Raw genomic sequence first — 9625 nt, forward strand, 5'->3', positions numbered from 1 at the left:
CCGCGCCCTGGCTGACGGCCGGGGAAGGGGGGTGCGCATCGGCATGGGGGCCGCTGCGGGCAGCTGCTGCGAGAGCATCTGGGGCGGGCCGGACGACGGGGGCGCGGGGTCCACCTCGTCGAAGATCCGCACCTGCGGGTCCGATGCGGGCCGCGGCCGCGCGACGAGGCCCTCCGGCGGGCGCAGCAGCTCCTCGGGCAGCGTCCGCCTCGGCTTGTGGCGCACAGGGGCCACGATGGGGACGGAGGGCTGGACCGGGGTGCGCGGGGCGTTGGACCGGGACACGGACCTCGGCGGCGGCAGCGGAGTGGGGGTCACCGGGATGCCCATCGCCTTCGCCGCGCCGGCCAGCTCGCGGACGGCGGCGGAACCGGACTCGGGGCGCTTGGCGGGATCCTTCTCCAGCAGGTGCAGGATCACGTCCGCCAGGGGCTCGGGCACGAAGTCCGGCAGGGGCGGCACGGGGTCGTTGACGTGGGCGAAAGCGATGTCCACCTGGGTCTCGCCCGTGAAGGGGCGTTTGCCCGTGGCCGCCTCATAGGCGATGACCCCCAGGGCGTAGAGGTCGCCGATGGGGGTGGCCACCTCGCCCATCGCCTGTTCGGGCGGCAGGTACTGGGCGGTACCCATGACCATCCCCACAGCGGTCAGGTTCACCTGGCCGGTCGCGCGCGAAATACCGAAATCGGTGAGTTTGACCACGCCGTCGGGGCGCACGAGGATGTTCGCGGGCTTGATGTCGCGGTGGACGACGCCAGCGCGCGAGGCGGCCCCCAGTGCCATCGCGACCTGCACGAGCACCGGCATGAGGTACTCGGGGGCCAAGCGGGCCCCGCCGCGCAGGTAGTCGGTGAGGGGGAACCCCTCCACCAGCTCCATGATGATCCACCCGATGCCGTCCTCCTCGCCGGAGTCCTGCACGTTCGCGATGTTCGGGTGGGAGATGCTCATCGAATTGCGCGCCTCGAGGCGCAGGCGCGACAAGGACAGCTCCTCGCCGCTGAGCTCCGGGCGCAGCACCTTCGCGGCGACGATGTGGCCGCTGACGCGGTCGCGCGCCTTCCAGACCTCGCCCATGCCGCCCTGGGCGATGGGGGTGAGCAGGGTGTAGCGGCCGCCGAGGACGCGCCCCGCGCCGGATGTCATCTTCTGAATGGGGGTCACTGGAGCCCCGCTTCCAGGAGCGCGCGGGCGATGGGGCCCGCGACGGTGCCGCCGTGCGGCGTCGGCTCCGCCTCATCGCCCTCGACGACGACGGCGAAAGCGATCTGCGGGTCGTCCGCGGGCGCGAAACCCACTGCCCAGGCGTTCGCGCGCGCGCCGTTGCCGGTTTCCGCGGTGCCGGTCTTCGCGGCGACCGCGACGTTCGGGATCGCCATCGACGAGCCCGAGCCGTAGGGCTGCGAGACAACGGCCCGCATCATCGCAGTGACCTGGTTCGCGATCTCAGGAGTGACCGGTTTGCCCAGCTGCGCGGGCTCCGTGGTCGAACGGGTCTGCAGGTCGGCGTCCACGACCTGGTCGATCAAGTAGGGCGCCATCATGGTCCCCTTGTTCGCGACGGCCTGGGCCACCTCGGCCATCTGCAGGGGCGTCGCCTGCACGGTGTACTGGCCGATGGAGCTCATCGCCAGCTGCGCGGCGTCGGTGTCGGAGGGGAAGACGGAGGGGGTCACGGGCAGGGGGATGGCCTGCTCCGTGCCGAAGCCGAAGCGCTTCGCCACGTCGGAGAGCTGCTGGTTCGTCAGCGACTTGGAGGCGAGCACGAAAGTCGTGTTGCACGAGCGCGCGAAGGCCTCGGTGAGCGTCGGCTTCCCGTCGCCGCACTGTGAGGACTCGATGTTCTCCACCTGGGTGGACGAGCCGGGCAGGGTCGTGGAGACAGGGGAGTCCATCCGCGTGTCTGGAGTGGCGATCCCGTTCTCCAGCAGGGCGACCGCGGTGAGGATCTTGAACGTGGACCCGGGGGCGTAGCGGTCCCCGCCGATGGCCCTGTTCACCAGGGGCCTGTTCGGGTCGGCCAGGAGGGCCCCGTAGGCGTCGTTCACGGACTGGGAGTCGAAGACCGCCAACGAGTTCGGGTCGTAGCTGGGCGAGGAGTACAGGGCCAGGACGGCCCCCGTCTTCGCGTTGAGGGCCACGACCGCCCCGCGTCGGTCGCCGAGCCGCTCGGCCGCGACCTGCTGCATCTTGTCGTCAAGGGTCAGCACGACGCCGCCGCCCTGGCGGCCCGCCCCGGTGAACAGGTTGCGCAGGCGCTGGGCGAACAGGGACTGGGACTGCCCGTCGAGCACTTCCTCGGCCGCTGACTCGAGCCCCGTCGACTGGGAGATCACGGAGGAGAAGTAGCCGGTCACGGACGCGTAGAGGGGGCCCTGGGAGTAGGAGCGCTCGAAGCGCTGGCTGCCGTCCTGCTTGGTGGACGAGGCGACCGCGCTGCCGTTGACGATGATCGGGCCGCGGTCGATCTCGGCGGAGTGCAGGATGGTGCGCTGGTTGCGCTCGTCGGCGTTGAGGGCGGGGGCGGCCACGAACTGCGTGTTCGTCATGCCCGCGCCCAGCAGTGCGAACATGATGAGGACGACGATGAAGATCCGCCGGATCTGGTTGTTCACTGGGCGTCACCTGCTTTCATGGGCTCATGGACCCCCGAGTTCCACGGCGCGGGGGTCGAGGCGGGGCGGCGCGCGGCGTCGGACACGCGGATCAGCAGGGCGACGGTGAGCCACGAGGACACCATGGACGAGCCCCCCGCCGCCAGGAACGGCGCCGTCAGGCCGGTCAACGGGATCAGCCGGGTGATGCCGCCCAGGACGACGAACAGCTGGATGGCCAGCGAGAAGCTCAGGCCGGTGGCCAGCAGTTTCCCGAATCCGTCGCGGACGGTGACGGCGGCCCGCAGGCCGCGCTGGATGAGGACCAGGTAGAGGACCAGGATCGCCGCCATCCCGGTCAGGCCCAGTTCCTCGGCGAAGGACGAGAGGATGAAGTCGGAGTTGGCCAGGGGGACCAGCTGCGGGTACCCGCGGCCCCACCCGGAGCCCATGAGCCCGCCCGAGGCCTGCCCGAAGAGCCCCTGGACGACCTGGTAGGAGCCGCCCGTCGCCGAGTACACGTCGGGGTCGAGTGCGTTGAGCCACACGTTGAAACGGTTCGCGACGTGGGGGAACGCCTTCACCGCCACCGCGACGGCGGGGACGAAGAGGACGAAGCCGATGAGCAGCCAGGACGGGCGGTTCGTCGCCACGTAGAGGGTGGCGACGAAGAGGCTGAAGAAAAGCAGGGAGGTCCCCAGATCGCGCTGGAGGACCAGGATCGCGATGCCGATCAGCCACACGACCATGATGGGGCCCAGGTCGCGCCCGCGCGGCAGCCGCAGGCCGAGGAGTTTGCGGCCCCCGATGGCCAGGTTGTCCCGGTTGGTCACCAGGTAGCCGGCGAAGAACAGGGCGAGGGTGATCTTGACCAGCTCGCCGGGCTGCAGGCTCATGGGCCCCAGGCGTATCCACACGCGGGCGCCGTAGGTCTCGGTGCCCAGGCCCGGGATCATCGGCAGCAGCAGCAGCACCAGCGACAGGGCGCCGAAGGTGTAGGTGTAGCGCCGCAGCCTCCGGTGGTCGCGCACCGCGGTCAGGAAGAGCGCCGCCAGGACGATGGAGGCGGCGACGTAAACGCCCTGGCGCATGCCGACGGTCTCCCCGCCGAGGCGCTCGTAGGACAGGTCGAGCCTGTAGATCATGGCCAGCCCCAGCCCCGTCAGGGCGACGGCGACCGGCAGGATCACGGGGTCCGCGTAGGGGGCCAGGAAGTGGACGCCGACCTCGGCGACGACCGCGAGCACGACCAGGACGGCCACGTGGGTGAACAGGTTCGCGGGCAGTGCGCCCGTGTAGTTCAACGAGGCCAGGACGTAGCCGCCGACGCCGACGGCGAGCGCCAGGAGCAGGAGGAGGACCTCCACGAGCCTGCGCGAGCGGGCGGGGGCGATCGACACCGTTGCCATCAGGACGCGCCCCCGTCGCCGCTCTGGGCGGCGCCGTCCGTCTGGGGCGGCGTGCCCGACTGGGGCCCACCGGACTGGGGCTGGCCCGACTGGGCGGTGTGGGCGTCCTGGGCGGCGCGCGCGTCCTCAGCGGTGCGCCGCAGGCCCGCCAGGTACTCGTCGATGGCGGCCCGGGAGGAGCGCATCACCGGCGAGGTGAGGCGCTGCTGGTCGACGGGAGTGAGTTCGGCCAGGCTGACCTCGGTGACCTCGATGGCGTGGGAGAGCTTCCACGGCCCGATGGACTGGGGGATCCCCTGGTGGATGACGACGTAGCCGTCCTGGCCGATGGCGTAGTACTGGCTCTGGCTCCACGCCCACGACAACCAGCCCGCCGCGGCGACCAGCACCGTCACCAGCGACACGAAGACCGGCGTCCACCAGGCCGAGCGGCCGCGGCCCTCCGCCTCGTCGTCCTCGTCGTCCAGGCCCACCGCGTGGGAGCCCAGTCCCGCTGCCCGCGCCGCAGCGCCCTTGCCGCCCCGGGACTTCGCGTGGCGGTCGGCCGCGGCCGCCCCCACGATCTCGGGCGGCGCGGGCGGGAACTTGCCGGCCGGGACGATGTCGGCGATGACGCACGTGATGTTGTCGGTGCCGCCGCCTCGCAGGGCGAGGTCGATGAGCTCCTCCGCGCACTCGCCCGGATCCTCGCGCTCGGCCATGACCTGGCCGATGGTCTCGGGGGAGACCAGGCCCGACAACCCGTCGGAGCACAGCATCCACCGGTCGCCGACCACCGCCTCGCGCACGGTCTCGTCGGGGGAGACATCCGCCTGGGCGTCGCCGAGGATCTTCAGCACGACGTTGCGGTTGGGGTGGTGCTCGGCCTCCTCGGGCGTGATCTGGCCCGTGTCGACCAGGTACTGCACGAAGGAGTGGTCGGTGGTGACCTGCGTGAGGGTGTCCCCGCGCAGCACGTAGGCGCGCGAGTCGCCGATGTGGACCATCGCCAGCCGGTTGCCGCTGCGCATGAGGGCGATGCACGTGGTGCCCAGCCCCTCCAGGTCGCGGTCCCGGCTCGAGCGGTCGGTGAGCTCTTCGTGGGCGTCCATGAGCGCCTCGCGCAGCAGCGGCAGCATCGAGTCCGCCGGGTGGGAGTCCGTGTCGAGTGGCACCAGGTGGGCGAGGGCCACGGAGGAGGCGATGTCCCCGCCGGCCGGGCCGCCCATGCCGTCGGCGAGGACCAGCAGGTTGGCGCCCGCGTAACCGGAGTCCTGGTTGTTGGAGCGCACCAGGCCGACGTCGGAACGCGCCGCGTAGTGGAACTGAACTGCGTGTGCGGACATTTCACCCAACCAATTCGAGGGTCGTCTGGCCGATACGGATGACGTCGCCCACCTTCAACTGGTGCGGGCCCGTGAGGCGCTCGTCGTCGATGAACGTGCCGTTCCTGCTGGAGAGGTCTTCGATCCACCACCCGTCGGCCTGGGGGCTCAACGCGGCGTGGCGGCTGGACGCGTACTCGTCCTCGAGGACCAGGGTGCAGGCCGGGGAGCGCCCGATGACGATGGGGGCGTCCCCCAGGGGCAGCATCGTCCCCACCAGGGGCCCGCCGGTGAGCAGCAGGTCCTTGGGGGTCTGGGGGGCCCCCGCGGTCGGGCGCTTGCCGCCCTCCTTGCGCTTCTTCTTCGACTGGCGGCGCCGCTCGTCCGCCTTGGAGCGGCCCTTGCCCCGGGGGGTCACGACGGTGCCGTAGATGTCGCGCCGCAGGGTGTTGACGGCGGCGAGCACCAGCAGCCACAGGAGGACCAGGAAGCCGATGCGGAATACGGTGAATGCGAGGTCGGTGGTCATAGAGCTCCGCCCTGGTCGGGATGTGTCCAGAAGAGGATCTTCGTGCGTCCGATGACGATCTGGTTGCCGTCGAGCAGTGTCGCGGCGTCGATGCGGTGCCCCTCGACGAAGGTGCCGTTCGTGGAGCCGAGGTCGGTGGCGATCACGCCCGTGGGGGTGATGCGCAGTTCGAGGTGGCGCCTGGAGACGCCGGAGTCGGACACGACGATGTCCGCCTCGGAGCCGCGGCCGATGACGGTGATCGGCTCGGTGAGCAGCCACTTGTCGCCGTCGACGTCGATGATGGGGTGCTCGGGGGAGGCCGACGAGGCGGTGGCCGGGGCGGCCGGGCCCCGGCGCTTCTCGGCGTCTACGCTGAGGGTGCCCGAGGACGCTGTGGGGTCGGCGACGAACTCGATGACGACGGGCCCCAGCAGCGCGTAGCCGTTGGCCATCGCGTGCTCGGTGGCCTGCTGGGCGAACTCGTCGGCGAGGACGTCGAGGCTGGCCTCGAGGGAGTCGAGGTCGGCGTTCGAGGCGTGGACGGTGAAGTGGTTCGCTGTGATGATCCGCTCAGCGGTGACGGCCTGGACGTGGTCGTCCATGGCGCGCCTGATGGCCGTCGTGATGTCGACGGGCTTGATCCCCGACCGGAACACGCGCGAGAAGGCGCCGTTGACGCCGCGCTCGACGGCGCTCTCAAAGCGGTCGAAGATGCTCATTCGTGTCTCCTTGTCGCCCTGCGGTACTCAGTGCGTGCTGGCCTGGGGGTCCGGGTCGCACCCCCTCGGGGGATAGTCTAACCGCCGTTGCCAGATGAGGCGGTGGCGCAGGGTCGGCCCCTCCTGCGGGGAGCCTTGCCGCGGGGAGGGCCCGTCCGCGGGGACCGGGTGGCCCGCCCGCCGGGGCCGCGTGGTCCCGCCGCCCCCGCCCCGGGCGGCGGGGCGGCCGGGCTCAGAAGTCCCAGTCCTCGTCCTCGGTGTCCACGACCTCGCCCATCACGTAGGAGGAGCCCGAACCGGAGAAGAAGTCGTGGTTCTCGTCGGCGTTGGGCGACAGGGCCGCCAGGATCGCCGGGTTCACGTCGGTGGCGTCATGGGGGAAGAGCGCCTCGTAACCCAGGTTCATGAGGGCCTTGTTCGCGTTGTAGCGCAGGAACTTCTTGACGTCCTCGGTCAGGCCGAGGGGGTCGTAGAGGTCCTCGGTGTACTGCTCCTCGTTCTCGTAGAGCTCGTAGAGCAGGGAGTAGGTGTAGTCCTTGAGGTCGTCGCGCCGCTCCTGCGTGGACTCGCCCACAGCCAGCTGGTACTTGTAGCCGATGTAGTAGCCGTGGACCGCCTCGTCGCGGATGATGAGGCGGATCAGGTCGGCCGTGTTGGTCAGCTTCGCGTGCGCGCTCCAGTACATGGGGGCGTAGAAGCCCGAGTAGAAGAGGAAGGACTCGAGCATCGTGGAGGCGACCTTGCGCTTCTCCGCGTCGTCCCCGTCGTAGTAGGACTTGATGATCTGGGCCTTGCGCTGCAGGGCCTCGTTCTCGTTGGACCAGCGGAAGGACTCGTTGATCTCCTCGGTCGACAGCAGTGTGGAGAAGATCGACGAGTAGGACTTCGCGTGGACGGACTCCATGAAGGCGATGTTGGTGTACACGGCCTCCTCGTGGGGCGTGCGCGCGTCGGGGATCAGCGAGACGGCGCCCACAGTGCCCTGCAGGGTGTCGAGCAGGGTCAGGCCCGTGAACACGCGGTTCGTCATGGTCTGCTCGTCCTTGTTCAGGGTCTGCCAGGAGGGAAGGTCGTTGGACAGCGGCACCTTCTCGGGCAGCCAGAAGTTCCCGGTCAGGCGGTCCCAGACCTCCAGGTCCTTGTCGTCCTGGATCCTGTTCCAGTTGATGGCCTCGAACACCGGTCCGGTCATGGAGTCCTCCTGCTGTCGACGGGTGCGCGTGGGTTACCGCGCATGGTGACCAGGGTACCCGGGGGCCGCGCCGGGCTCACACGCGCAACGCGGTGCCGTTCGTCATCCCGGGGGCCCGCGCGAGGGCCCGCGCCGCTGGGCGCCGTGGGCGGGGCCCTCGCCAGCGCTCGCGCTACGGGCGCTTCCGGGCCCGGTTGCGGCATTGGGGCAGGGAACCACCCATTGGGGTAGGCAATTCGCCTACTCCGATGACTTGTTGCCTGCCCCGATGCGGGGGGCGCGCCCGCTGGGCACGCCGTCTGGTCGGCTCCGCCACCGGCAGGAAGGGTCCTGTGCCCCCGATGCGGTGGCCCGTGCCCTGGCGCGCGAGGAGCGGTTTCTTCCCGTGTTCCGACTCGGGGAACCGGCGTGGACCCTCCCGACCACCGTGTTCACGCCGCGGTTGGCCGCCTGGCGCGCGGGGGCTGCCGGCTCCGGGTCGTCGGCGTGCTCCTGTTGGGCGCTGGGGTAGGGTAGCGGCATGAGCGACGAACGCTGGATTCCGGGCGGCGAGGAAGAGCCGGTTTCCCCCGCCGAGCAGATGCCCCAGCCGGTGCGGCCCGCGGCCATGCGGTCCTTCGACGAGGACCCCGACGCCCCGGGCGACCCCGATGCCCTCGTGATCCCCGAGTTCTCCGAGGAGGACGCCGACTGGCGGCCTCCCGCCCCGGTGGTCCCCGTTTTCGACGAGGCCGATGCGGGGGCGACCGACCCGGACTCCACCCCCAAAGTCGTGTCCTTCGATCCCGATGCGCATGTCGAGGCCGAGGACGCTCAACCCTACTCGGACATGCCCGAACCCGAGGGCGGTTCGTCGGACGAGGCGTTCCGTCCCGGCGCCGACGAGGCGGGGGCGCCGGGCGCGGACTCCGCCGGAGGGCACCAGGGGGCCCCAGTGGATGCGGGTGGCCCGGCTGATGATGGAGCCGTGGGCGGCGCGGTGGAAGCGGACGCTGCTGCCGGTTCTCCGGATGCCGCGCACGGCGGGGAGGGCCCGGAGGCCCCGGGCGGGGCGGCGAATGACCGGGAAGACCCGGATGGAGCCGCGTCCGGGCCCTCGCGGTGGGCGGCGCCGAACGGCGGCTCCCCGAGTGGGGATGCGCTGAGCGGCGTTTCCCCGAGTGGGGGCGCGCGCAGTGGGGCGGCGCACACCTGAGGGCGCTCGGAATCGTCCCGGCCTTGCCAGTCGGTAGGCTTGGTGCATGACGAATCCGCTGATCGACTCCCTCGTGGCCGTTGTCGCAGAACGGCCGGAGGACCTGCCGTTGCGCGTGCACCTGGCCGAATTGCTCATCGTTGACGGGCGGGGCCCGGAGGCCGTCCCCCACTTGGGCGCTGTCCTGGCCGCCGACCCGGCCAACGAGCATGCCGCAGCCCTCATGCGGCGGGTTCTCGGAATGCCCAGCCAGCCCGCGAGCACCGGTGGGGCGCCCTCCACTGGCGCCGGGGAAACCGATCCCGGGCCCTCCGTCGGCGCACCGCCCGCGATTCCGCGCGAGTCGTCTCACGGGGCTCCGCCCGCGCCCTCCGCCCCTGTTGGGCCGGCCGATCCGGCCGATCCCGGATCCTCCCGCTTCGCCCCGGCCTCTTCCGGCGGCGCGCCCAGCGAGGCCCCGGCTCCTTCCGACGGTGCGCCGACTGCGGATCCGGTTCGTTCTGACGATGCGCCCAGCGGGGCCCCGGCCCCGTCGGACGGCGGGCACGACCCGGTCCCCGAGGAGGGCCCGACCGCCCCTCAGGGCGCCGACCACTCCCCAGCGGGTCCGGCTCCGGGCGGGCCCGCCCCGGTGGACAGCGCCCCGACGGGCACGGAGGACAGCGGGCAGCCTGTCTCCGGGCCCGCCCCCGAGGCGCCGG

9 protein-coding genes are annotated in these 9625 nt (G+C 71.4%); 2 read left to right on the forward strand and 7 right to left on the reverse strand.

What is annotated here, in order from left to right:
- The 7 genes from BH719_RS07135 to nrdF all read right to left on the reverse strand — a co-directional run.
- The coding region (locus tag BH719_RS07135) for a serine/threonine-protein kinase (RefSeq protein ID WP_009744143.1) at positions 1–1146 on the reverse strand (1146 nt) is incomplete at its 3' end.
- A 14-nt stretch (positions 1147–1160) separates the two neighbouring features.
- Entirely contained in the window at positions 1161–2615 is a 1455-nt protein-coding gene (locus BH719_RS07140) for a peptidoglycan D,D-transpeptidase FtsI family protein (RefSeq protein ID WP_009744144.1), read from the reverse strand.
- On the reverse strand, positions 2612–4003 hold the full coding sequence (locus BH719_RS07145) for an FtsW/RodA/SpoVE family cell cycle protein (protein WP_009744145.1): 1392 nt from the start codon (positions 4001–4003) through the stop codon (positions 2612–2614). Before BH719_RS07145 ends, BH719_RS07140 begins: the two co-directional genes overlap by 4 nt.
- Positions 4003–5328, reverse strand: a complete 1326-nt coding sequence (locus BH719_RS07150; protein ID WP_009744146.1) for a PP2C family protein-serine/threonine phosphatase — start codon at positions 5326–5328, stop codon at positions 4003–4005. Before BH719_RS07150 ends, BH719_RS07145 begins: the two co-directional genes overlap by 1 nt.
- A gap of 1 nt (position 5329) precedes the next feature.
- Entirely contained in the window at positions 5330–5836 is a 507-nt protein-coding gene (locus BH719_RS07155) for an FHA domain-containing protein FhaB/FipA (RefSeq protein WP_009744147.1), read from the reverse strand.
- The gene (locus BH719_RS07160; protein ID WP_009744148.1) at positions 5833–6537 is read right to left on the reverse strand and encodes an FHA domain-containing protein; all 705 of its coding nucleotides are present in this window, start codon (positions 6535–6537) and stop codon (positions 5833–5835) included. The genes BH719_RS07155 and BH719_RS07160 overlap by 4 nt, the downstream gene beginning before the upstream one ends.
- Positions 6538–6769: 232 nt before the next feature.
- Positions 6770–7729, reverse strand: coding sequence for a class 1b ribonucleoside-diphosphate reductase subunit beta (gene nrdF / locus BH719_RS07165; protein ID WP_009744149.1), 960 nt, complete (start codon positions 7727–7729; stop codon positions 6770–6772).
- Positions 7730–8249: 520 nt separating this feature from the next.
- On the opposite strand from nrdF, the gene BH719_RS07170 reads away from it, so the two are divergent.
- Both BH719_RS07170 and BH719_RS09855 read left to right on the forward strand, forming a co-directional pair.
- Entirely contained in the window at positions 8250–8924 is a 675-nt protein-coding gene (locus tag BH719_RS07170; RefSeq protein WP_050790637.1) for a hypothetical protein, read from the forward strand.
- A 46-nt stretch (positions 8925–8970) separates the two neighbouring features.
- On the forward strand, positions 8971–9625 hold a 655-nt coding region (locus tag BH719_RS09855), incomplete at its 3' end, for a tetratricopeptide repeat protein (protein WP_342671359.1).

This window comes from Pauljensenia hongkongensis, assembly GCF_001746855.1.
GTDB lineage: Bacteria > Actinomycetota > Actinomycetes > Actinomycetales > Actinomycetaceae > Pauljensenia > Pauljensenia hongkongensis.